This window comes from Angustibacter speluncae (genome assembly GCF_054777815.1).
The window spans coordinates 16,540-37,227 of the sequence record NZ_BAAHAF010000083.1 but is presented as its reverse complement, the minus strand read 5'-3'; the positions used below and the strand labels follow the sequence as shown (position 1 = coordinate 37,227).

Below are 20,688 nucleotides of genomic sequence, written 5' to 3'. Positions count from 1 at the left end.
CGTCCTTCGCCGCGGCGGCCGAGCCGGTCGCGGCGTCGGGGCCCTCGATGCTGCCCGGGGTGAACAGCGCGGCCGGCAGGTCGACGGTGACGACGGTGCCGCGCTCGTCGCGGCCCGGCGCCAGGGTGACCACGGCCTCGAGGCGGTTGGCCAGCCGGCCGACCACGTAGAAGCCGAGGCGCTGGGCGCCGACGACCTCGCTGACCGGCGGGTTCTGGATCCGGTCGTTGAACTCGGCGAGCTCCTCCGGGCTCATGCCCAGGCCCTCGTCGGTGATCGTGACGCGGACGCCGAGCGGGCCGGCCTCGGTGGAGACCAGGACGCGGCTGCCCGGGTCGGAGAAGGCGGTCGAGTTCTCGAGCAGCTCGGCCAGCAGGTGGGCGGCGATCAGCGCGGCGTGGCCGACCATCGGCGGGTCGACGTGCTGCGCGAGGTCGACGCGCTCGTAGTGCTCGATCTCGGACGACGCCGTGCGGACCACGTCGGCCAGCGGCATCGGGCGGCGCAGGCGCCGGCCGGTGTCGATGCCGGCCAGCACCAGCAGGGACTCGGCGTTGCGCCGCATCCGGGTGGCGAGGTGGTCGAGCTTGAACAGGTTGTCGAGGGTGTCCGGGTTCTCCTCGGTGCGCTCGAGCTGGTCCAGGAAGGCCAGCTGGCGCGAGAGCAGCACCTGGTCGCGGCGGGCGACGTTGACGAACATGGCGGCGATCGAGCCGCGCAGCGCGGCCTGCTCCTGCGCCGTGGCCACGGTGGTGCTGTTGACCTCGTTGAACGCGCGGGCCAGGCGGCCGACCTCGTCGTTGGACTGCACGGGGATCTCGGGGATCGAGATGTCCGGACCCTCGCCCGGGGTGGCCATCTGCTCGACCATCTTCGGCAGGTCGCGGCGGATCTGGCCGGCGGCCTCGGTCAGGCGGCGCAGCGGGCGGGTGATCCGGCGGGCCAGCCACAGGGCCAGGGCGACGGGCACGAGCACGGCGAGCAGGGCCAGGACGATGACCTCGATCGAGCGGCGGTCGGCGCCGTCGGCCAGCGACTGCGCGCGCTCCTTGGCGCCGTCGATCAGGGCGGTGAACCCGGTGCCGAGCGCGTCGATGTCCTCGTCGAAGGCGCCGACCCAGTAGTCGACCGTGACGTTCTCGAGCACGCGGTCGGCGTCGTCGATGGTGCGCTGGCGGGCCAGCTGCATGGTGTAGCCGGTGGCCGGCGTGCGGACCTGCGCGGCCAGCGACAGCGAGGTGGTGCGCTCGCGGATCAGGTCGGTGCGGCGGGCGGCGTCGACGGCGGCCTCGTGGGTGGCCTCGTCGTAGCCGCCGGCGGCGATCGCCGGGGTGGAGATGTCGCGCTCGATGCTGATGGCGTCCATCAGCTCGAGGTTGGCCGAGTAGGCGCGCAGCTGGGCGGCGAGCTGGCGGTCGTCGACGCCGTCGGCGATCGCGGCGGGCACGGCGATGTCGGCGTTGATGACCTCGGTGTAGCGCAGCAGGGCCGTCTCGGGCGTCAGGATGTCGCCGTCGACCTGGCGGCGCAGACCGGGCAGGGTGTCGTTGGCGGCGGCCGCGGCGGCGTAGCCGGCGCGCGAGGCCTCGTCCAGGCTGCTCAGGTCGAGCTCGGTGTTGTTCTGGTCGACCTTGGCCATCGCCTCGTCGATCGCGGCGCGGACGGCGACCAGCTGGGCCCCCGCCTCCTCGTTCCCGGCGAGCGAGGCGACCGTGAGGGCGCGCTCGGTGCCGAGGCCGCGGACCAGGTCGACCAGGCCACCGGCCTGGTCGGTCAGGGCCTCGATCTGGCGGGCCTTCGTGGCGTCGCGGACGGCGGTCGTCGCGATCACGCTCGCCGCCAGCGCCAGGACGAGCACCGGAAGGGCGAGAACGGCCAGGATCTTGGACCTGATGCCGAAGCTGCGCAGCATGGGTTGACCTTCCACTCGTGTCGCGTGTCACTCGCCGGCGATCCGGCTCGATGGCACTGCATCGGCCGTCACCCCGTCCGGATTGACGGTCGTGCCCGGTCCTATCACCCGGATGGAGCAACGCCGTACCGGCGCGTCGCCGTGACGGCGTAGGGCACGGTGGGGATCATGCCCGGTTCGAGCCTGCTCCTGCTAGCCGGTGGCGCCTCCCGACGCTTCGGGACGGACAAGCTGGACGCCCTGGTGGGTGAGCGCACCCTCCTCGAGATCGCCCTGGTGGGTGTCGATCCGGCGACGACCGTCGTCGTCGTCGGTCCGCCGCGCATCCTGCCGCGCGAGGTGCGCTGGGCGCGGGAGGACCCGCCGGGCGCCGGTCCGGCCCGCGCGGTGCACGCCGGGCTCCTCGCCCTGACGCTCACCGAGCGTGAGCAGCCCGTGGTGGTGCTCCCCGGGGACGCCCCCGCCGGTGCCGAGGCGGTCACGCCGCTGCTGGCGGCCCTGGCGGCGGGCGAGGCCCCCGGCGTGGTCGGCGCGGGACCGGACGGACGCCTCGAGCCGCTGCACCTCGCCCTCGGCCCGGCCGCCGTGCGGGCCGTGCGGGCCGACCCGCCGCCCGTCGGCGGCTCGGCCCGCGACCTCGTCGCCCGGCTCGGGCTCGTCCCCTGCGCGCTGCCGGCGGCGTCCGTGCGCGACGTCGACGTCCCCGCGGACCTCCCGCGGTCGCCGTAGGGTCGGGCCGTGCGAGCCGTGACGATCCGCGAGCCCGGTGGTCCCGACGTCCTGGTCCCGGCGCAGGTGCCCGACCCGGAGCCCGCCGACGGGCAGGTGGTGGTGCGGGTGGCCGCGGCCGGCGTGAACCGCGCCGACGTGATGCAGCGGCTCGGGCACTACCCGCCGCCGCCCGGCGAGCCGGACTGGCCCGGCCTGGAGGTGTCCGGCACCGTCGCGGCGGTCGGCGAGGGCGTCGAGGAGTGGTCGGTCGGCGACCAGGTGTGCGCGCTGCTCGGGGGCGGCGGGTACGCCGAGCTGGTCGCGGTCCCGGCCGGCCAGCTGCTGCCCGTGCCCGCCGGCGTCGACCTGGTCGAGGCCGCCGCGCTGCCCGAGGTGGCGTGCACGGTCTGGTCGAACGTGTTCATGGCCGCCGGCCTGCAGCGTGGCGAGACCCTGCTCGTGCACGGCGGCTCGAGCGGCATCGGCACGATGGCCGTCCAGCTCGCGCACGCGCTCGGGGCGCAGGTGGCCGTCACCGCCGGATCGGCCGAGAAGCTGGCCCGGTGCGCCGAGCTCGGCGCCGACGTGCTCGTGAACTACCGCGAGGACGACTTCGTCGCGCGCGTCCGCGACGCCACCGACGGCCGCGGCGCCGACGTGGTCCTCGACAACATGGGCGCGAAGTACCTCGCCCGCAACGTCGACGTGCTCGCCACCGGCGGGCGCCTGGTCGTCATCGGCCTGCAGGGCGGGACGCGGGCCGAGGTCGACCTCGGCCTGATGCTGCGCAAGCGGGTCGCGGTGATGGCGACCTCGCTGCGCGCCCGTCCGGCGGCCGAGAAGGCGACCATCGTCCGGCAGGTGCGCGAGCTGGTCTGGCCGCTGGTCGCCGACGGCACCGTCCGCCCGGTCGTGCACGCCACCTTCCCGCTCGACGACGCCTCGCGCGCGCACGCGGTGCTCGAGGAGTCCTCCCACGTGGGCAAGCTCCTGCTCACGGTGTGAGGATGGGGGCATGAGCCAGCAGCCCCACGAGGAGCACGCCGACCAGCAGCCGCAGCAGGGCGAGCAGACCGTCGTGGTCGTGGGCCCGGAGGGCATGGGCGTCGCGGGGGGCGACGAGGGCGGCGAGCAGAACCCGACCAGCATGGTCGAGCAGCCGGCCAAGGTGATGCGGGTCGGCAGCATGGTGAAGCAGCTGCTCGAGGAGGTGCGCTCGGCGCCGCTCGACGACGCCGCCCGCGTCCGGCTGGCCGAGGTGCACGAGCGGGCGATCCGCGAGCTCGAGGAGGGCCTGTCGCCCGAGCTGGCCGCCGAGCTGCGCCGGTTCTCGCTGCCGTTCGACGAGGAGTCCGCCCCGAGCGACGCCGAGCTCCGGGTGGCGCAGGCCCAGCTGGTCGGGTGGCTGGAGGGGCTGTTCCAGGGCATCCAGACCGCGCTCGTCGCCCAGCAGATGGCCGCGCAGGCGCAGATCCAGCAGATGCGCCGCGCGCTGCCGGGCGGCCAGGGCCAGCCGGGGCAGCCCGGCCAGCCGCAGGGCCAGCCGCAGGGTCAGCCCGGGCGGCCGAACCAGGGCACCGGCCAGTACCTCTAGGTCGCCGTCAGGGCTGCGGGAAGTCGTCGCCCGCCTCGAGCCGCTGCCGCAGCAGCACCTCCAGCTCGATCGACTCGCCGTCGCGCGCGCCCTTGCCCACCTGCAGCGAGGCGTCGGACGGCTCGAGGTCGATGCCGGTGAACCGCGCCCGCAGGCTCGGCGGCACGACCAGCACGTACCAGCGGCCGTCCTCGCCGACCCCGAGCGAGCCGTCGCGCTTGACGTACCAGCCCCGCACGCCGGTGCGGAACCGGCCGCGCCCGCTGTAGGGCCGGGCGCGCAGCTCGGTGACCGCGATGCCCGCGTCGCGCGCCTGCGCCGCGAACCGCTCCAGCACCACCGCGGCCGCCGCGGCGTCGCGCTGCTGCTCCCGGGCCGCCGCCTGCGCGTGGTAGGCGGCCTTCTCCCTGGCCTCCTCGCGCCGGCGGGCGACGTCGTCCGCGCTCACGCGGTGACCTCCTGGGCCTCCAGCAGCGCCTCGAGCACCTGCGCGACGCCGTCCTCGTGCACCGGGGGCGCCGTGCGGTCGGTGGCGGCCAGCGCCTCCGGGTGGCCGCCGGTCATGGCGTAGCCCCGGCCGGCCCAGGCGAGCATCGGCACGTCGTTCGGCATGTCGCCGAAGGCGACCACGTCCTCGGCGGCCACGCCGTGCCCGGCGGCGACCTCGGCCAGGGTCGCGGCCTTGCTGACGCCCGCCGGCCCGAGCTCGAGCAGGCAGTCGCGCGCGCTGGAGTGCGTCGGCTCGACGCGGTCGCCCACGGCCTCGCGGGCCTGCGCGAGCATGGCGTCGGCGTCGCCCCCCTCGACCCGCACGAGCACCTTGACGACGGCCGCCGGACCCGCGAGCAGCTCCTCGAGCGGTGCGACCGCGAGCTCGTCGGTCGCGGTGTCCCAGCGGGTCACGTACCCCGGCTCGCGGGCGAAGCCCCCGGTGGTCTCGAGGGCGACGTGCGCGTCCGGCCAGCGGTCCCGGAGCACGCCGACGACGTGCCGGACGTCGTCGTGGTCGACGGTGCGCGCGCGCGTCACCGCCCCGGTCGAGCCGTCGAGCAGCAGGGCGCCGTTGGCGCAGATCGCCGTACCCGTGCCGAGCTCGTCGAGCACCGGACGGGTCCAGCGCGGCGGCCGGCCGGTGACCAGCACGACCCGCACCCCGGCGGCGTCGCAGGCCCGCAGCGCGGCGACGGTGCGCGCGCTCATCGTCTGGTCCGCGCGCACGACCGTCCCGTCGAGGTCGGTCGCCACCATCCGCAGCCGCATGCCCCCATCCCACCAGAGCGGGGACGGGGGCACGCGGCGTGGTGGTGCGGTGGTGCTACTGGATCTCGACGTCGCGGCCCTCGCCGCCGTCGAGCAGGTCGACGCCCGCGCCGCCCTCGAGCCGGTCGGGACCGGCCTCGCCGTACAGCTTGTCGGCGTCGGCGCCACCGCGGAGCACGTCGGCACCGGCGCCGCCGTACAGCTCGTCCTGGCCGAGGCCGCCGTCGATCTGGTCGTCGCCGCCGTTGCCGGTGACCAGGTCGTTGCCCGGCCCGCCGATCACGACGTCGTCGCCGCCGCCCGCGCAGACGACGTCGTCGCCGGCGCGGCCGTTGATCGTGTCGTTCCCGCCGCCGCCCCAGATGACGTCGCGACCCGGGGTGCCGTTCAGCGTGTCGTCACCGGAGGTGCCCCGGATGGTGACCGGGAACCCGAAGCAGGTGAGGACGGGCGCCGGCGGCGCGGTGAGGTCGAGCCCGACGAGCACGGCGTCGTGGTCGGACGAGCGGTACGGGTCGGGCGCGTAGAGCGCGTCGACCGCGTCCGGCTTGAACGAGGTGTCGTAGTCGAGCACGCTCGGCTCGTCGGCGTTGAGGTGCCACTCCTGCGCACCGGTGACCTGGCCGTCGAGCGAGGCGCTCGCCAGCGCGTGGTCGAGGTAGCCCGCCTGGCCGTCGAACACGTAGCCGTAGGCGTACTCGCCGCCGAACCGCTTGATCTCGTCGGTGAACCCGCCGGCGACGAGGGCGTCGATCGGGTCCTCGTGGTCGTAGGAGTTCAGGTCGCCGATGACCAGGAAGTCGGCGTCGCCCGAGCCGGTCGGGTCGGTGGCCAGGTGGTCGACGATCGCCTCGGCGGCCGCCGTCCGGGTCAGGTTGCAGTTGCCCTGGCCGTCGCCGGTGTCGGGGTCGCCGGTGCAGGCCGAGCCCTTCGACTTCAGGTGGTTGACCGAGACGGTGAACCGGGCGCCGTCGGCGACGGCGTCGAAGGTCTGGCTGACCATCGGCCGGTTGGCCGTGTCGACGAAGCGCGGGTCGTCGGTGCTGTCGAGGACGTCGAACGCCCCCGCCGGGGTGACCGACGCCGGCTTGTAGAGGATGCCGAGGCGGATCACGTCGGTGCCGACGACGCCGGTGTCGACGTAGTCGTAGGTGCCCTCGCCGACCAGCTCGTTCAGGCCGTCGACCAGGTCGGCGGCCGGCTCCGTGCCCGCCGTGTTCTCCATCTCCATCAGGCCCACGACGTCGGCGTCGAGCGCGGCGATGGCCGCCACGATCTTGGCGCGCTGGCGCAGGCGCTCCTCCTCGGTGTCCGCGCCGCGGCACTCCTCGTCCTGGTTCGGACCGCAGACGTCGCCGTCCGAGGTGAGGTTGAGGAAGTAGTTGAGGACGTTGAAGCTCGCGACCTGGATCTCGCCGCCCACCTCGGGCGCCGCCGGACGCGGGTTCACCGCGGCGTACTCGCCGTACTGCGTCGGGTGGACGCGGTACAGGTTGAAGCTGTGGTCCACCACGCCGGTGAGGCCGGTGATCGTGTCGCCGCCGCGGAAGGTGTTCGTCAGCGAGAACGGCTGGCCGTTGCCCGGGTGGACGAGGTTCGCCGGGTTCTGCTGGGTCGAGGAGTCGTCGATCGTGATCCGGCTGCGCGAGTAGAGCTCGGCCAGCGCGACGGCCTCGGCCCCCGGCTCGACCACGGCGGTCGGGGTGTACAGGCGGTCCCAGCCGTTCGGCGGCACCGCGGCCACGACCTCGCCGAAGCGGGCGTAGTTGAAGTACTCGCTGATCACCAGGTCCTGCTCGAAGGTGACGAGCATGCCCTCGTAGCGCTCGAGGTCGGTGCCCTCGGCGATCGGGAACGTGACGGTGGTGGCGACCGGCTCGGTGACGGGCACGTCGCAGACCGTGACCGCGAGGGGCACGGACTGGGTGCCGGCGAGCTGGGTGACCGAACCCTGCGAGCCGAACTCGGCGACCGTGCCCGCGACGCGCACGGTCTGACCGACCGAGGCCGGCGAGGGCACACCCGTGCCGAGGTACACGAAGATGCCCTCGGACGTCGCCGGGTCGGCGTCGGCGTCGTCGGCCTCCTCCTGCACGTAGAAGCCGTTCAGGCCGGGCTTGACCGCGCTCACGACGCCCTCGACGACGCGGCTGCCGCCGAACGCCGGGTCGAAGGTGGCGCCGCTGCCCTGGATCTGGTGGATCAGCGTGGCCGGGTCGCCGCACGCGCCCGTGGGCGGCGGCGGCTCCTCCTCGTCCTCGCCGTTGGGGGCGCCGAAGGTGCTCGCGATCGGACCGGTCCAGGCGCCGTCGACCAGCTGGAGGGACAGGCCGACCGGGGTCGAGGTGGTCTCGACCACGCCGATGTCGGTGCTGGTCAGACCGGCGGCCGGTCCGCCGACGGCGGTCATGGTGCCGCCGTAGGAGAGGAACTCGGCCACCGTGCCGTCGGGGCGCACCAGCGCCACGCCGTCCGGGTTGCCGTTCTGGATGCCGTTCGAGGGGTAGGTCACCACCGCGAAGCCCGCGGCGTTCGCGTTCGGCACGGGGTCGTTGTCGTAGGAGGCGTTGCCGTTGCCGTTGTAGAGCCAGATCCGCCAGCCGGTCAGGTCGGCGCCCGGGTCGGCCGCCACCTCGATCGCCTCGCCGGCGTCGGTGCCGACGTTGTCGTAGTGGATCTCGCTGAGGTGCGGGGTGACGGCGGCGTTCGCCGGTGCCACCAGGGCCGGGATGCCGGCCAGGGCGAGAGCGGCTGTGCTCGCGCACACGAGTGTCTTGCGCACGTGTCCTCCGGGGTGAGACGGCTGCCGGGATCGCCCCGGTTCGGCGGGGGTCCGGCCCGGACGACGTGGGCTCGGTCGTCCGGTTCGTGCCGTTGGGTGCGGGCAACCTATGCCGTCCGGGTGAACCGGTGCCATCCCCCAGGTGGCCCAACGGCGACGGTCGTCGTCGTCAGGTCCCGACGAAGCCCTCGAGGACGACGGCGAGGCCGTCCTCGTCCACGTTCGGCGCCACCTCGCCCGCCGCCGCGCGCACCTCGGCCGGGGCGTTGCCCATCGCGACCGAGCGGGCAGCCCAGGCGAGCATCTCCAGGTCGTTGCGGCCGTCGCCGGCGGCCAGGGTGCGCTCCGGCGCCACCCCGAGCTCGCGGCGCACCTCCTCGAGCGCGCTGGCCTTGGAGACGCCCTCGGGCGCGATGTCGAGCCAGGCCGTGTACCCGACCGCGTAGGTGACGCCGTGCAGCCCGATCCGCTCGGCGAGCTCGACGAAGTGGTCGGCGGTGCGGTCGGGGCTGCGGACGACGACGCGCGTGGTCTCGCCGTCGAGCAGCTCCTCGAACGGGACGGTGAACAGCCGCCCGCTCAGCTCGCCCTCGGGCCACGTGCCCGTGACCCGGGTGCCGACGCCCGTGACCTCGACGGCGAACAGGGCGTCCGGCACCTCGCGGCGCAGCAGCTCGACCGCGGGCCGGGCGTCGAAGGTGACCGTGCGGTGCACCCGCCAGCCCGGGTCCTCGTCGGGGTCGAGGGCGACCGTGACGGCGCCGTTGCTGCACACCGTGAACCCGCGGGTGAGGCCGAGGTCGGCCAGCACCCGCTCGGTGCCCATGATCGAGCGGCCGGTCGAGACGACGACGTGGTGGCCGGCGTCGCGCACCGCGGCCACGGCCGCGCGCACCCGCGGGGACAGGGTCTGGTCGTAGTCGACGACCGTGCCGTCGACGTCGAGCGCGACGAGCCAGGCGTCCTCGCGCACCCGGTCAGCCACGGGGTGCCAGCACCTCGAGGCCGCCGAGGTACGGGCGCAGGGCCTCGGGCACGTGCACCGACCCGTCCGCCTGCTGGTGGTTCTCGAGCAGCGCGACGATCCAGCGGGTCGTGCCCAGCGTCCCGTTCAGCGTGGCGACCGGGCGGGTGCCGTCGTCGACGCGCTCGCGGACGGCGAGCCGGCGCGCCTGGAAGGTGGTGCAGTTCGAGGTCGAGGTCAGCTCGAGCCAGCGCTCCTGCGTCGGCAGCCACGCCTCGCAGTCGAACTTGCGCGCGGCGCTCGAGCCGAGATCGCCTGCGGCCGTGTCGATCACGCGGTAGGGCAGCTCGACGGCCGCGAGCATCTGCTCCTCCCAGCCGAGCAGGCGCTCGTGCTCGGCCTCGGCGTCCTCGGCGGTGCAGTAGACGAACATCTCGACCTTGTGGAACTGGTGCACCCGGATGATGCCGCGGGTGTCGCGGCCGTGCGAGCCCGCCTCGCGCCGGTAGCAGGCCGACCAGCCCGCGTACCGCAGCGGCCCGTCGGCCAGGTCGACGATCTCGTCCTTGTGCAGGCCCGCGAGCGCGACCTCCGAGGTGCCGACGAGGTACAGGTCGTCCTTGTCGAGGTGGTACACCTCCTCGGCGTGCGCGCCGAGGAACCCGGTGCCGGCCATCACCTCGGGCCGCACCAGGGTCGGCGTGATGACGGGCGTGAACCCGTTCGCGGTGGCCGTGTCCATCGCCAGGTTCAGCAGCGCGAGCTCGAGCCGCGCGCCGACGCCGGTGAGGAAGTAGAACCGGGCGCCCGACACCTTCGCGCCGCGGGCCATGTCGATCGCGCCCAGCGCCTCGCCGACCGCGAGGTGGTCGGCGGGCTCGAAGCCCTCCGCCGCGAAGTCGCGCCGGGTGCCGACCTGCTTGACCTCGACGTAGTCGTCCTCGCCGCCGACGGGGACGCCGTCGACCACGACGTTCGGGATGCGCCAGACCAGCTCGTCGAGCTCGGTCTGCGCGGCGTCGGCGTCGGCCTGCAGCGCGCGGACCCGCTCGGCGAGCTGCTTGGCCTGCTGCACCAGCGCGGCCTTCTCCTCGCCCCTCGCGGCGGCGACCTGCTTGCCGAACGCCTTCTGCTCGGCCCGCACCTGCTCGAACTCCTGGAGCGTCGAGCGGCGCCGGGCGTCGGCGTCGAGCACGGCGTCGACCAGCGACTCGTCCTCACCGCGGGCGCGCTGGCTGGCGCGCACCGTGTCGGGCTGGTCGCGGACGAGCTTGAGGTCGATCACGGGGTCAACGCTAGCCATGGCCCGGCGCGCCGCGCGCGGGCCTTGCCACTACGGTCTCGTCCATGCTCGCGAGCGGTGACTGGTTGCTGCTCGTGCTCGGGGGAGCCGTGGTCGTCCTGGTCGCGGTGCTGGCGGTGGCGCTGGTGCGCCGGCGGCGCGCGCGCCCGGTCCCCGTCCCCGCCGAGCCCCTCACCCGCGAGGAGGAGCACATGCCGCTCGCCGCAGTCGTCGTGAACCCCACCAAGGTCGACGACGCCGACGCCGTCCGGGCCACGATCAGCCGGGTGTGCGCCGAGCACGGCTGGGCCGAGCCGCTGTGGCTCGAGACCACCGCCGACGACCCCGGTTCCGGCCAGACCCGCGAGGCGCTGGAGCGCGGCGCCGACGTCGTCCTCGCGCACGGCGGCGACGGCACCGTGCGCGCCGTCGCCGAGGTGCTCGCCGGCTCGGGCACCTCGCTCGGGCTCGTGCCCGCCGGCACCGGCAACCTGCTCGCCCGCAACATGGACGCCACGCTCGACGACGTCGAGGGCTCGGTGCGGATCGCGCTCACCGGCGACGACCGTCCCGTCGACGTCGGGTGGATGCGGCTCGACGACCACGACGAGCGGGCCTTCCTGGTGATGGCCGGCTTCGGCTTCGACGCCGAGATCATGGCCAACGCCCCCGAGGGCCTCAAGGCGAAGGTCGGCCCGCTGGCGTACGTCGTCTCCGGCCTGGCCAAGTTCAACGGCGACCGGGTGCGCGTGCGGATGAAGGTCGACGACGGCGAGGTCGTCACGCGGCGCATCCGCACCGTCGTCATCGGCAACTGCGGCAAGCTGCTCGGCGGCGTGGTGCTCATGCCGGACGCCGAGCTCGACGACGGCATCCTCGACCTGGTGTCGATCGCGCCGCAGGGCGTGGTCGGCTGGGCCGCCGTCGCCGGCCAGGTGCTCACGCGCCAGCGCCGCGGCCACCCCCGGGTCGAGCACGTCCGGGCGAAGCGGTTCCGGATCGCGGCGGACCAGCCGCTGGAGTCCCAGCTCGACGGCGACCCGGTGGGCGAGGCGACCCGGCTCGACGTCCGGGTCGACCACGGGGCGCTGCTGGTGCGGGTGCCGCGCGGCGACGCCCACTCCACCGTCCGCACGCGGGACGCGGCCCGCGGCGCCGGGCAGGACCCCACGCCGGAGCGCGTGGAGTGAGCACGGACGCCTCGGGCGCCGGCTTCGGGCCGGACCGCGCCGTGCACGAGGCGTTCTCGGGTCTGGCCGCGCGCAACCCCTGGATGACGGACGTCGCCGAGGTGGTCGCCGTCGGGATGCACCCGTGGGCGCTGCGCGGCGTCGTGGTCGTCGCCGCGCTGCTCGCCTGGCGGCAGGGACGGCTGCGGGTGGCGCTGGCCGCCGTCGCGGCCCTGGTCGTCGGCGGGGTGACCACCACGGTGGTGAAGGAGCTGGTCGCCCGCGACCGCCCGCCGTTCACCGGCCTGCCGCGCGAGGTGGCCGGCACCGACTTCTCGATGCCGAGCGGGCACGCCCTCACCGGGGTGCTCGGCCTCGGTCTGCTGCTGGTGCTGGCCTGGCCGGCGCTGCGCGAGCGCGGCTGGACGCACGTCGCGGTCGCGGTCGCCCTGCTGCTCGGTGCGCTGGTGTGCGCCGACCGGCTGGTGCTCGGGGTGCACTACCTCACCGACGTCCTCGTCGGTGCGGGTCTCGGGGCGGCCGGTGCGGCCGCCGTGGCGCGCTGGGGAGGAGATCGTCGTGACGTCGCTGCCTGAGCGTCGCAGCCGCCGCTGGGTGGTCGTGACCGTCGTGCTGGTGCTGGCGTGGCTGGGGGTGCTCGTCGGCGCGGGGACGCTGCTCGGCGGCCCGCTCGCCAAGGTGATCGACCAGGACAACGCGTGGTCGGTCGAGTTCGAGGAGGAGCGCACGACCACGCTGAACGAGGTGACGCACTGGTGGTCGACCAGCGCCGACACCGCGGTCATCATCGGCACCGCGCTCGTCGTCGGCCTGGTGATGCTCGCGGTGTGGCGCCGCTGGGTCGAGCCGCTGCTCGTCTGGGCCGCGGTCGCGCTGCAGTCCTCGGTGTTCCTCACGACCACGCTGCTGGTCTCGCGCGAGCGCCCCTCGGTCGAGAAGCTCGACCCCGCACCGCCGACGTCCAGCTTCCCGAGCGGCCACACCGGCGCCTCGACCGCGCTGTACCTGTCGATCGGGCTGGTGCTCGCCTCGCACGTGCGGAACAAGGTGGGGCGGGTGGCCGTGGTCGTCCTGCTGCTGCTGGTGCCGCTCGGCGTCGCGGTCTCGCGCCTCTACCGCGGGATGCACTTCCCGACCGACGTCCTGTTCGGCGCCCTGAACGGCACCGTCGCCGTCCTGATCGTCCGCCAGGCCGTCCTCGGCTGGCGCGAGGACGACGCGAGACCGCAGCAGTCGGGCGAGCGAGAGCACAGCACGCCCGTCTAGCGCGGTCTCGCGTCACCAGCGGAGCCCGCGCTCGCGCAGGACGTCCTCGACGCGGCGGACGAAGGCCACGCGACCGCGGGTGAGGTCGACCGAGACCGCCACGAGCACCCGCCAGCCGTGCCGCTCGGCGAGCTCGCGGCGCGTCTCGTCCCGCGAGCGCCGGCCGTCGTCGGCGACGTGGTCGCGTCCGTCGTACTCCAGCGCGACCTTCACGTCCTCCCAGCGCAGGTCGGGGCGGAACAGCCAGCCGGACCCGTCGGCGGCGTGGACGGGGAGGTTCACCTCCGGTTCGGGCAGACCGGCGCGGACGAGGACGAGCCGGGTGCGCGTCTCCTGCGGCGAGTCCACCCGCTCCCTCACCAGTGCCAGGGCCTCCCGGAGCCGACGGACGCCACGCCCGCCCTCCCGGGACGCGGTGACGGCTCGCAGCCGGGGCAGCCCTCCGCGGCGCGCCACGGCGTCGCCGACGACCACCAGGTCGTCCACGGTCAGCCGGCGGTCGGTGCCGAGCGCCGCCCAGGCCTCGGCCGGGCTCATCACCCGGAGCCCCGGCCCGGTCACGGGCGCGACCGGTCCGACCTGCGCCCGGACGCCGCGGATCCTCGGCACCGGCCCACCGGGCGGCACCCGGACGACCAGCGGCGCCACTGGGTCCACGCGGCGCGGCAGCGGGAAGCCGTGCAGCGCAGCGGCCGTGACGCCGTCGACGGCAGCGGCCGCAGGCAGCACGAGCGCGGCGGCGCGGCACGCGAGCGCGACCGAGTCGGGCAGGTCGACGGGTACCCGCACCCCGCGGTGGGGTGCGCGCAGGGTCGGGCTGCGCAGGTCGTCCGGTGACAGGCCGGCGGCGACGCCCTCGGCGACGGTGAACGGACGCCGGGCGAGCGAGGGCGGAAGGACCAGTCGCGGGTGCACGGCCCGACGGTGCAGACGCCGGGGCGTTCCCTGCCGGCGTCCCGGCCGCCGCTGTGGACGACGGTGCGCGCGGCGCCCCTGTGGACGACGCGAGACCGCAGCAGTCGGGCGAGCGCTCAGCCGGGACGCCCGACTGCCGCGGTCTCGATCAGGCGCGGCCCTCCAGGAGGCGACCGAGCCAGGCGCGGGCGTCGGTGAAGGCGCGGTCGGTGTTCGACGGGAGCGTGGGCGACTGCTCGCCGGACGCCCGGGGGTAGGACCCCAGGAACCGCACGTGGGTGCACACCCGGTGCAGGCCCATCAGCGCCTCGGCGACGCGGGCCTCGGCGACGTGGCCCTCGCAGTCGATCGCGAAGCTGTACCGCCCGAGCGACTCGCCGGTGGGGCGCGACTGGATCCAGGTCAGGTTGATGCCGCGGGCGGCGAACTGCTCGAGCAGCTCGAGCAGGCCGCCGGGGTGGTCGTCGGCCTGGAAGACCACGACCGAGGTCTTGTCGGCGCCGGTGGGCGGGGGCGGGGCGGTGGGGCGCGAGACCAGCACGAACCGCGTCACCGCGGACGGGTTGTCGCCGACGCCCTCGGCGAGCACGGCCAGGCCGTACCGGTCGGCCGCGACCCGGGCGCACAGCGTGGCGTCGTAGCCGGGGTCGTCGTCGCCGGTGGGGTCGAGGCCGGCCGCCGACGCCGCGGTCGACAGCCCCGGGACGTAGGTCGCGCCCGGCAGGTTCGCGGCCACCCAGTGCCGGCACTGGGCGTAGGCGTGCGGGTGGGTCGAGAGCCGCCGCACGTCCTCGAGCCGGGTGCCGGGCCGCGCGGCGAGCACGAACGAGACCGGGACGAGGGCCTCGCGCACCACGACGACGTCGTCGCCCGCGCTGAGCGCGTCCATGGTGGCGCCGACGCCGCCCTCGACCGAGTTCTCGATCGGCACCATCGCGGCGGCCACCTCGCCCTCGCGGACGGCGGCCAGCGCGGCGTCGACGCTGGGGTAGGCGAGCCGCTCGCCCGTCCGCGCGGCGCGCACCTGCAGGAGGGCGGCCTCGGTGAACGTGCCCTCGGGGCCGAGGTAGCCGTAGCGGGCGGGGGGGACTCCGGGCACGGAGAGAATCTAGCGAGGACGTGTGAATCGCCGAGCGCACCCGGACAGAAACAGGGTGGGAGGCGAGATGAGCGCGCAGTGGCAGCTGGTCCAGCAGGTGGGAGGTGCAGCCCGTGGCGTCGACCGACGCCGAGTTCAGCGCGGTCTACACCGACACCTACTGGCCGGTGATGCGCTACTTCGTGCGACGGCTGGCGGGCGACGCCGAGCACGCCCGCGACCTGACCGCCGAGGTCTTCGCGGTGGCCTGGCGGCGGCGCAGCGCCCTGCCGGCCGAGCCGCTCCCCTGGCTGTACGAGGTGGCCCGGCGCGTGCTGAGCAACGAGCGGCGCTCGGAGCGCCGCCGTGCCCGGCTCACCGAGGCGGTGCGCCAGCAGGAGCTGGTGCAGCAGCCCGACCCGGTGCACGCGCCGCAAGGCACCGACTGGGTGCACCACGCGCTGGAGCACCTGTCCGAGTCCGACCAGGAGGTCCTCCGGCTGGCCGCCTGGGAGGAGCTGACGACCGACCAGCTGGCAGTCGCGCTGCGCTGCTCGCGGTCGGCGGCGGCGATGCGCCTCCACCGGGCGCGGGAGCGGTTCCGGGCAGTCCTGGACCGCGAGCACGAGCTGCAGCAGGCCCGGCGGAGGTCCCGGTGACCCACACACCGCCTCGGCCGTCGGTCGTCGTCGCTGTCCTCGGGGGGCGGCGATGACGATCGACGAGCTGGAGCTGCTGGCCAGGGCCGATCCGGCCCCGGCGAGCAGCGGGCCGTGGTCCGACCGACCCCTGGACGGTCGGGCCCGGCAGGACCTGGAGCTCCTGCGGGAGCACGGGCCGCTGCAGGCGCTGGTGCGGCGGCGGTGGCTGCTCGGGGCAGCCGCCGCCGCCGCCGGCGTCCTCGCGCTGTCGGCGGTGTGGCTGGTGCGGCCGGTCGACCCGGCCTACGCCGCCACACCGCCGCCGGCCGAGTTCTCGGCGATCGGCGCCGACCCGGCCACGCTGCTCGGCGACCTCGCGAGCGAGGCGGCCGAGGGCCCGGCCGGGGAGGCCGAGCCCGCGACCGGCTGGGAGGAGTGGTCGCTCAGCACGCAGGTCGCCGGCGTCGACGTCACCTCCGCGGTCGTCCCGCAGGAGGTCGCCCGCACCGTGGCGGCCGACGGCGACGCCACCCTGCGCACCGTCGCGGGCACGCCGTCCTTCCCGTCGCAGGAGTACGAGCGGGCGTGGCGGCGCGACGGCGAGCCCGTCAGCGCGGGCGACGACCTCGGCACCCTGACCGTCCCGGCCGACCAGGCCCTGTTCCCGGACCCGCCGCCCACCACGGCCGAGGCGATGCGCGAGTACCTGGCGCGCGCGCACCCGCTCGACGAGGGCGGCACGTCGCAGCTGTTCGTCGCGGTCACCGACCTGGCCCGCGAGTGGACGCTCGACGCCCCGCAGCGGGCCGCGCTGCTCGAGGTGCTCGCGGCGGCGCCCGACGTCGAGGTCGTCGGCGAGGGCGTCGACCGGGCGGGGCGGCCCGGCGTCGCGCTCGCCACCGAGTCCGACCGCACCGGGCTGCCGACCCGGTACCTGCTCGTGCTCGACCCCGCGAGCGGCGCCGTGCTGGCAGCCGAGCAGCAGCTCACCACCGACCCCGGGGCGCTCGACGTCCCGGTCCCCTCGACCATCGCCTACACGCTGTTCGGGGCGCGGACGGGCGACGGCTGAGGGACTCCCCACCGGTCGTGACGCGCTCTCGGGGGGTGCGTCGCGACCGGTGGGGCAGGTACCGTCCGGAGCGTGGCCCGTCGTCCCGTTCCGTCCCGCCGCGCCCGCGCGGCGGTGCTCGCCGCCGCTCCTGCCCTGCTCCTCGGCGCCGTCGTGACCACCCCGGCCGCCGCCGCCCCCGCCTCGCTCACCGACGTCCCCGCCCCGTCGATCGGCGAGGTCGTCGCCGCGAACCCCGACGCCCAGCAGGTCGACGCCCGCACGGTCGCCTTCGACGGCGGCTCGGTGGTGCTCACCTACCCGGCCGCCGCCGGCGACGGCATCGCGGCCCGCGCCGCCGGCTCGAGCGCGAGCTGCCCGAGCGGCTGGTTCTGCCTGTACGACGGCGCCGGGTACTCCGGCCGGATGCTGCAGTTCCGCGACTGCGGCGTCACCCAGTCGCTGCACACCTACGGCTTCGCGCGGTCGGCGTCGTCGTGGGCGAACAAGCGCACCCGGTCGGTGTACGTGTACTCGGGTGGGTCGACGATCTGGGCCGCGTACGCCGGCCAGAGCGCCTACTCGGTCGACGCCGCCGACAACGACCGCGCCGACGCGGTGCGGCTCGGCTGCTGACGCCGCTGCTCACCCAGCCGGACGGCCACCACGCCGCCGACGATCAGCACGCCGCCGACCAGCTGCACCGCTGACGGCAGCTCGGCGAGCAGCCACCAGGCGAACAGCACGGCGAACACGACCTCGGTCAGCGCGACGAACGAGGCGACGGTCGAGCGCAGCCGCCGCACCGCGGCGATGCCGAGGACGTAGGCGAGCGCCCCGGCCACCAGGGCCAGCTCGAGCGCGGGCACCCACCACGGCAGCGTCAGCCCGCCGACCGCCACGTCGGCGGTCGACACCCGCCACGGCAGCAGGCGCGCCAGCCCGGCGAGCAGCAGCACCACGAAGCCGACGACGAGCCCGCCGCCCGCGAGCACCAGCGGCGGCAGCGGCTCGGTGGCGTCGTCGTGGTCGGCGAGCAGGAAGTACACGGCGAGCCCGCCGGCGGCGAGCAGCGCGAACAGCACGCCGAGCAGGTCGATCTCGACCGCGCCGGTGACGTCGAGCACGAGCACCAGGCCGGACAGCGAGAGCGCGACGCCCAGCGTCGTCAGCGGGGTCGGCCGCCGACCGTGCCGCGCCCACAGCCACCCCACGATGAGGACGGGCGCGAGGTACTCGATCAGCAGCGCGACGCCGACGGACAGGTGCTGGATCGCGCTGAAGTAGAACAGCTGCGCCCCGGCGACGGCGAAGGCGCCGTAGGCGAGCAGGCGGCCGGCGTGGCGGCGCAGCAGCGACCAGCGTCCGCGCAGCTGCACGAGGGCCGGGACGAGCAGCACCAGCGACGCGACGCCGATCCGGAAGGTGACCAGCGAGCCGGGCGACCACCCGGCGTCGAGCAGCGGGCGCGCCACCGCGCCGGCCGTGCCGAACACGGCGGCCGAGCCGACGGCGAGGAGCAGGCCCGGCGCGAGCGCGGCGTCATGGTCGTCCGGATTCACGATGATGACGCTAGTTGCTCGCGGCGTCAGGGGTCAACTACGTTTCACCCATGACGCTGTCGTTCGCGCACGACACCGTGCTCGCCCTGCGCGCCACCGCCGCGCTGGTGAACACCCTCGACGAGGACGCCGGCACCGACGCCCTCACGACCGTCGCCGAGCTCCAGGCCTTCCTCGACGAGCACCAGTTCTCCGGGCGCCGCGACCGCGACCGCGCCGAGGTCGACGCCGTCCGCGCGCTGCGCCCGCGGCTGCGGCTGCTGTGGACCGCCGACGACGACGAGCGGGTGGTCGAGGTGAACGCGCTGCTGGCCGAGGCCGGGGCGCTGCCGCAGCTGGTGCGCCACGACGGGTGGGACTACCACCTGCACGCCGTCTCGGCCGACTCGCCGGTCGCGACCCGGATCGCCGTCGAGGCCGCGATGGCGATGGTCGACGTCGTCCGGGCGCAGGAGACCTCGCGGCTGGTGGAGTGCGCCGCGCAGGACTGCCACGGCGTCGTGGTCGACCTGTCCCGCAACCGGTCCCGCCGGTTCTGCGAGGCCGGCTGCGGCAACCGGGTGGCGGCCGCCGCGTACCGCGCCCGGCAGCGCACCTAGGCTGCGAGCCGTGCCCGACGAGGAGGTCCCCCAGGTCATCGACCTGGGATACGCGCGCCTGGACGCCGACCGCGCCCGCCGCACCGGCGACCCCGAGGTGGTCTACGGACCGGGCAAGACCCCGGAGCAGGTCGTCGGCGCGCTCACCGCGCTCGCGGGGCGCCACCCCGAGCGGGCGGTGCTCGCGACCCGCCTCGCCCCGGAGGCGCTGGACGCCGTGCGGGCGCAGCTCCCCGACGCCGTGGTCGACGAGGTCGGCCGCACCGCGGTGCTGGGTCCCCTGCCCGATCCCCGCGGGCGGGTGGGCGTCGTGGCGGCCGGTACCGCCGACGGCCCGGTGGCGGCCGAGGCCGCGACCACGGTCGCCGTCCACGGCGCCGGGGTCGAGCGGGTCGACGACGTCGGCGTCGCCGGGCTGCACCGGCTGCTCGCCGTCCGCGAGCGGCTCGACACCTTCGACGCCCTCGTGGTCGTCGCCGGCATGGAGGGCGCGTTGCCGAGCGTGGTGGGCGGGCTCACCGGCGTCCCGCTGGTCGCGGTGCCCACCTCCACCGGGTACGGGACGGGCGCGGGCGGCCTCGCCGCGCTGCTCGCGATGCTGAACTCCTGCGCCCCCGGCGTGGTGGTGGTGAACGTCGACAACGGGTACGGCGCAGGCGTGCACGCCGCGCGGGTGGCACGCCGGAGCGCCCGGTGACGACCGCCTGGTTCGACTGCGCGAGCGGCGTCAGCGGCGACATGCTGCTGGGCGCCCTCGTCGACGCCGGCGTGCCGCTCGCGGTGCTGCAGCAGGCCGTCGACGCGGTCGTCCCCGAGCCGGTGACCCTGCGCGCCGAGGCGGTGAGCCGCGGCTCCCTCGCCGCCACCCGCGTGCACGTCGACGGCACAGACTCCGCGACCCACCGCACCTGGACCGACGTGCGGGCGCTGCTCGGCACCGAGCGGGCGTCCGCCGTCGCCGGCATCGGCCGCGCGCGGGCCGCGTTCGCCGCCCTGGCCGAGGCGGAGGGGCACGTGCACGGGGTCGACCCCGAGCAGGTCCACTTCCACGAGGTGGGCGCGCTCGACGCGGTCGCCGACGTCGTGGGCGCGTGCGCCGGGCTGGCCCACCTCGGCGTCGAGCAGGTGCACGTCTCGCCCGTCGCCCTCGGCGGCGGCACCGTGCAGGCCGCCCACGGCCGGATGTCGGTGCCCGGCCCCGCGGTCGTGCGGCTGCTCGCGCAGGCGCCGACCTACGGCGGACCGGTCGACGTCGAGCTCGCGACGCCCACCGGCGCGGCCGTGCTGGTCGCGCACGCCACCGCCTGGGGTCCGCAGCCCCCGCTCACGGGCACCACGCAGGGCCTCGGCGCGGGCGGTCGCGACCTCGAGGGCCACGCCAACGTGCTGCGCCTCGTGGTCGGCTCCCCCTGGGAGGGCGGGCACGACCCGGCGACCGCGGTGGTGCTCGAGACGAACGTCGACGACCTCGACCCGCGGGTGTGGCCGACGGTGATCGCCGCGCTGCTGGCCGCCGGGGCGTCCGACGCCTGGCTCTCGCCGATCGTGATGAAGAAGGGTCGGCCCGCCCACACGCTGCACGTGCTGACCCGGCCCGAGCGGCGGGAGGCGGTGCGCGCCACCGTGTTCGAGCAGACCTCCGCGATCGGGCTGCGCGAGCAGGTCGTGCGCAAGCACGCCCTCGACCGCGACGTCGTCACGGTGCAGGTCGACGGCCAGCCGGTGCGGGTGAAGACCGCCGGCTCGCACGGTCGGGTGCTCAACGCCCAGCCGGAGTGGGACGACGTCGCGGCGGCTGCTGCGGCACTCGATCGTCCGGTCAAGGTCGTTCTCGCGCAGGCGATCTCGGCGTTCCACGGGTCCGGCGACACGCGCTGACCC

The 20,688-nt window shown here is 75.5% G+C and carries 21 protein-coding genes; 12 read left to right on the top strand and 9 right to left on the bottom strand.

What is annotated here, in order from left to right; translation table 11 throughout:
• Positions 1-1,912: sensor histidine kinase (locus ACYVKY_RS10095; protein ID WP_460434843.1), on the bottom strand; the 1,912-nt coding region annotated here is incomplete at its 3' end.
• 168 nt (positions 1,913-2,080) lie between these two features.
• Here ACYVKY_RS10095 and mobA point away from each other — a divergent pair.
• From mobA to ACYVKY_RS10080, 3 genes are read left to right on the top strand one after another with little or no spacing between them, the layout of a single operon-like run.
• On the top strand, positions 2,081-2,641 hold the full coding sequence (mobA, locus tag ACYVKY_RS10090; protein WP_460434842.1) for a molybdenum cofactor guanylyltransferase: 561 nt from the start codon (positions 2,081-2,083) through the stop codon (positions 2,639-2,641).
• Between the two features lie 9 nt (positions 2,642-2,650).
• Positions 2,651-3,628, top strand: coding sequence for an NAD(P)H-quinone oxidoreductase (locus tag ACYVKY_RS10085; RefSeq protein WP_460434841.1), 978 nt, complete (start codon positions 2,651-2,653; stop codon positions 3,626-3,628).
• Positions 3,629-3,638: 10 nt separating this feature from the next.
• Positions 3,639-4,217 carry a bacterial proteasome activator family protein gene (locus ACYVKY_RS10080; RefSeq protein WP_460434840.1) on the top strand — a complete coding sequence of 193 codons (579 nt, stop codon included), beginning with the start codon at positions 3,639-3,641 and terminating at the stop codon, positions 4,215-4,217.
• 7 nt (positions 4,218-4,224) lie between these two features.
• Here the strand turns inward: ACYVKY_RS10080 and ACYVKY_RS10075 are convergent, their stop codons facing one another.
• The 5 genes from ACYVKY_RS10075 to serS form a co-directional block, all read right to left on the bottom strand.
• Entirely contained in the window at positions 4,225-4,665 is a 441-nt protein-coding gene (locus ACYVKY_RS10075) for a hypothetical protein (protein WP_460434839.1), read from the bottom strand.
• A complete protein-coding gene (locus ACYVKY_RS10070) occupies positions 4,662-5,477 on the bottom strand; it encodes an HAD family hydrolase (RefSeq protein WP_460434838.1) in 816 nt (271 codons plus the stop codon). Before ACYVKY_RS10070 ends, ACYVKY_RS10075 begins: the two co-directional genes overlap by 4 nt.
• A gap of 55 nt (positions 5,478-5,532) precedes the next feature.
• A complete protein-coding gene (locus ACYVKY_RS10065; RefSeq protein ID WP_460434837.1) occupies positions 5,533-8,259 on the bottom strand; it encodes an ExeM/NucH family extracellular endonuclease in 2,727 nt (908 codons plus the stop codon).
• Between the two features lie 169 nt (positions 8,260-8,428).
• A complete protein-coding gene (locus ACYVKY_RS10060; protein ID WP_460434836.1) occupies positions 8,429-9,244 on the bottom strand; it encodes an HAD family hydrolase in 816 nt (271 codons plus the stop codon).
• Positions 9,237-10,508, bottom strand: coding sequence for a serine--tRNA ligase (gene serS, locus ACYVKY_RS10055; protein ID WP_460434835.1), 1,272 nt, complete (start codon positions 10,506-10,508; stop codon positions 9,237-9,239). Before serS ends, ACYVKY_RS10060 begins: the two co-directional genes overlap by 8 nt.
• Before the next feature lie 62 nt (positions 10,509-10,570).
• Here serS and ACYVKY_RS10050 point away from each other — a divergent pair, with 62 nt between their 5' ends.
• From ACYVKY_RS10050 to ACYVKY_RS10040, 3 genes are read left to right on the top strand one after another with little or no spacing between them, the layout of a single operon-like run.
• Positions 10,571-11,695: a diacylglycerol/lipid kinase family protein gene (locus ACYVKY_RS10050; RefSeq protein WP_460434834.1), complete on the top strand. Its 1,125-nt coding sequence runs from the start codon at positions 10,571-10,573 to the stop codon at positions 11,693-11,695.
• Positions 11,692-12,270, top strand: a complete 579-nt coding sequence (locus ACYVKY_RS10045) for a phosphatase PAP2 family protein (protein ID WP_460434833.1) — start codon at positions 11,692-11,694, stop codon at positions 12,268-12,270. The genes ACYVKY_RS10050 and ACYVKY_RS10045 overlap by 4 nt, the downstream gene beginning before the upstream one ends.
• Complete coding sequence (locus ACYVKY_RS10040; protein ID WP_460434832.1) at positions 12,254-12,961, top strand: phosphatase PAP2 family protein; 708 nt, start codon at positions 12,254-12,256, stop codon at positions 12,959-12,961. Before ACYVKY_RS10045 ends, ACYVKY_RS10040 begins: the two co-directional genes overlap by 17 nt.
• Positions 12,962-12,973: 12 nt before the next feature.
• Here ACYVKY_RS10040 and ACYVKY_RS10035 read toward each other — a convergent pair whose 3' ends face one another.
• On the bottom strand, positions 12,974-13,876 hold the full coding sequence (locus ACYVKY_RS10035) for a hypothetical protein (RefSeq protein ID WP_460434831.1): 903 nt from the start codon (positions 13,874-13,876) through the stop codon (positions 12,974-12,976).
• Between the two features lie 148 nt (positions 13,877-14,024).
• Positions 14,025-14,975, bottom strand: a complete 951-nt coding sequence (gene pheA / locus ACYVKY_RS10030; protein ID WP_460434830.1) for a prephenate dehydratase — start codon at positions 14,973-14,975, stop codon at positions 14,025-14,027.
• A gap of 113 nt (positions 14,976-15,088) precedes the next feature.
• Between pheA and ACYVKY_RS10025 the strand changes: the two genes are divergently transcribed.
• The 3 genes from ACYVKY_RS10025 to ACYVKY_RS10015 all read left to right on the top strand — a co-directional run bounded on the left by ACYVKY_RS10025 (position 15,089) and on the right by ACYVKY_RS10015 (position 17,282).
• Positions 15,089-15,613, top strand: coding sequence for an RNA polymerase sigma factor (locus ACYVKY_RS10025; RefSeq protein ID WP_460434829.1), 525 nt, complete (start codon positions 15,089-15,091; stop codon positions 15,611-15,613).
• Positions 15,614-15,665: 52 nt separating this feature from the next.
• Positions 15,666-16,667 carry a CU044_5270 family protein gene (locus ACYVKY_RS10020; protein WP_460434828.1) on the top strand — a complete coding sequence of 334 codons (1,002 nt, stop codon included), beginning with the start codon at positions 15,666-15,668 and terminating at the stop codon, positions 16,665-16,667.
• Between the two features lie 72 nt (positions 16,668-16,739).
• On the top strand, positions 16,740-17,282 hold the full coding sequence (locus ACYVKY_RS10015) for a peptidase inhibitor family I36 protein (RefSeq protein ID WP_460434827.1): 543 nt from the start codon (positions 16,740-16,742) through the stop codon (positions 17,280-17,282).
• Here ACYVKY_RS10015 and ACYVKY_RS10010 read toward each other — a convergent pair.
• Entirely contained in the window at positions 17,225-18,208 is a 984-nt protein-coding gene (locus tag ACYVKY_RS10010) for an EamA family transporter (RefSeq protein ID WP_460434826.1), read from the bottom strand. The genes ACYVKY_RS10015 and ACYVKY_RS10010 overlap by 58 nt on opposite strands.
• A gap of 56 nt (positions 18,209-18,264) precedes the next feature.
• On the opposite strand from ACYVKY_RS10010, the gene ACYVKY_RS10005 reads away from it, so the two are divergent.
• The 3 genes from ACYVKY_RS10005 to larC are packed head-to-tail and all read left to right on the top strand — an operon-like array spanning position 18,265 to position 20,685.
• The gene (locus ACYVKY_RS10005; RefSeq protein WP_460434846.1) at positions 18,265-18,807 is read left to right on the top strand and encodes a CGNR zinc finger domain-containing protein; all 543 of its coding nucleotides are present in this window, start codon (positions 18,265-18,267) and stop codon (positions 18,805-18,807) included.
• Positions 18,808-18,817: 10 nt separating this feature from the next.
• Complete coding sequence (gene larB / locus ACYVKY_RS10000) at positions 18,818-19,504, top strand: AIR carboxylase family protein (RefSeq protein ID WP_460434825.1); 687 nt, start codon at positions 18,818-18,820, stop codon at positions 19,502-19,504.
• Positions 19,501-20,685, top strand: a complete 1,185-nt coding sequence (gene larC, locus ACYVKY_RS09995) for a LarC family nickel insertion protein (protein WP_460434824.1) — start codon at positions 19,501-19,503, stop codon at positions 20,683-20,685. Before larB ends, larC begins: the two co-directional genes overlap by 4 nt.
• Positions 20,686-20,688 lie beyond the last annotated feature (3 nt).

What these genes read in the sequence shown, in the direction of transcription:
- mobA (WP_460434842.1), top strand. Translation starts at nt 2,081, where the DNA reads ATGCCCGGTTCGAGCCTGCTCCTGCTAGCCGGTGGCGCCTCCCGACGC.
- ACYVKY_RS10080 (WP_460434840.1), top strand. Translation starts at nt 3,639, where the DNA reads ATGAGCCAGCAGCCCCACGAGGAGCACGCCGACCAGCAGCCGCAGCAG.
- ACYVKY_RS10070 (WP_460434838.1), bottom strand. Translation starts at nt 5,477, where the DNA reads ATGCGGCTGCGGATGGTGGCGACCGACCTCGACGGGACGGTCGTGCGC.
- ACYVKY_RS10050 (WP_460434834.1), top strand. Translation starts at nt 10,571, where the DNA reads ATGCTCGCGAGCGGTGACTGGTTGCTGCTCGTGCTCGGGGGAGCCGTG.
- ACYVKY_RS10020 (WP_460434828.1), top strand. Translation starts at nt 15,666, where the DNA reads ATGACGATCGACGAGCTGGAGCTGCTGGCCAGGGCCGATCCGGCCCCG.